Source organism: Rhizobium sp. BK316 (genome assembly GCF_014193695.1).
Classification (GTDB): Bacteria; Pseudomonadota; Alphaproteobacteria; order Rhizobiales; family Rhizobiaceae; genus Rhizobium.
In genome coordinates, this window is sequence record NZ_JACHZR010000016.1 from 1 (window position 1) to 1,076 (window position 1,076).

The 1,076-nt window shown below is 66.1% G+C and carries 1 protein-coding gene; it reads right to left on the reverse strand.

The window, feature by feature from the left end; all coding sequences use genetic code 11:
* Window positions 1-1,076 (reverse strand): cytochrome c-type biogenesis CcmF C-terminal domain-containing protein (locus FHT87_RS30990; RefSeq protein WP_183806495.1); only part of this gene is annotated, 1,076 nt, incomplete at both ends.

A 1,076-nucleotide genomic window follows, 5' to 3' on the forward strand; every position in this document is an offset into this window, starting at 1 on the left:
GCGGTGTAGAGCCGCTTGGCCGACCAGACATCGGCAACCTCTGCCCCGCCGCGGCGGATCGAGAAGTGGCCGCGGTCCTCGGTATAGTTCGGGCCTGTGGCCGGCTGCATGCCGTCGAAGACGATGCTGTAACCGCCGGCCTCGGTCGACTGGCCCTGCTTCATCTCGACCACATGTTCGCTCTCAAAGGTCGTGACGGCGACGATGCCGAGTACGGTGACGCCAAGGCCTGCATGGGCAAGTGCGGTGCCGAAGGCCGAGCGCGGCAGGCCGGACAGCCTTCGCCAGGCGATAGTAGCCTTCACCTTGCCGATGCCGGCGCGATACCAGAGGTCGGCCACCGCGCCCAGGATCAGGAACAGACCGGCGGCAAGCCCGAGCACCGCCATGACCGGGCCGCCATGTTGGATGTAGAAGAAGATCAGCGCTGAGGCGAGCGAGAGTGCGGCCACGACATAGAGCCGCTGCAGGGCGCCGAGCAGATCGCCGCGCTTCCAGGAAAGCAGCGGCCCGAAGGGCACGACGATCAGAAGTGGCGCCATCAGCAGGCCGAAGGTCAGGTTGAAGAAGGGCGCGCCGACGGAGATCTTGTCGCCGGTCAGCGTCTCCAGCACCAGCGGATAGAGCGTGCCGGTCAGCACCGTGCCGCAGGCAACCGTCAGGATCAGGTTGTTGACGACGAGCGCCCCCTCGCGCGAGATCGGCGCAAACAGCCCGCCGGCCGACAGAAGCGGGGCGCGCAAGGCAAACAGCGACAGGGCGCCGCCGATGAAGATCAGCAGAATGCAGAGGATGAAGACGCCGCGGCTCGGGTCGCTGGCAAAGGCATGCACCGAGGTCAGCACACCGGAGCGCACCAGGAAGGTGCCCATCAGCGACAGCGAGAAGGTGAGGATGGCGAGCAGCACCGTCCAGATCTTCAAGGCCTCGCGCTTTTCCATGACGAGGGCCGAGTGCAAGAGTGCCGTGCCGGCCAGCCAGGGCATGAAGGAGGCATTCTCCACCGGATCCCAGAACCACCAGCCGCCCCAGCCGAGTTCGTAATAGGCCCAGTAGGAGCCCATGGCGATGCCAAG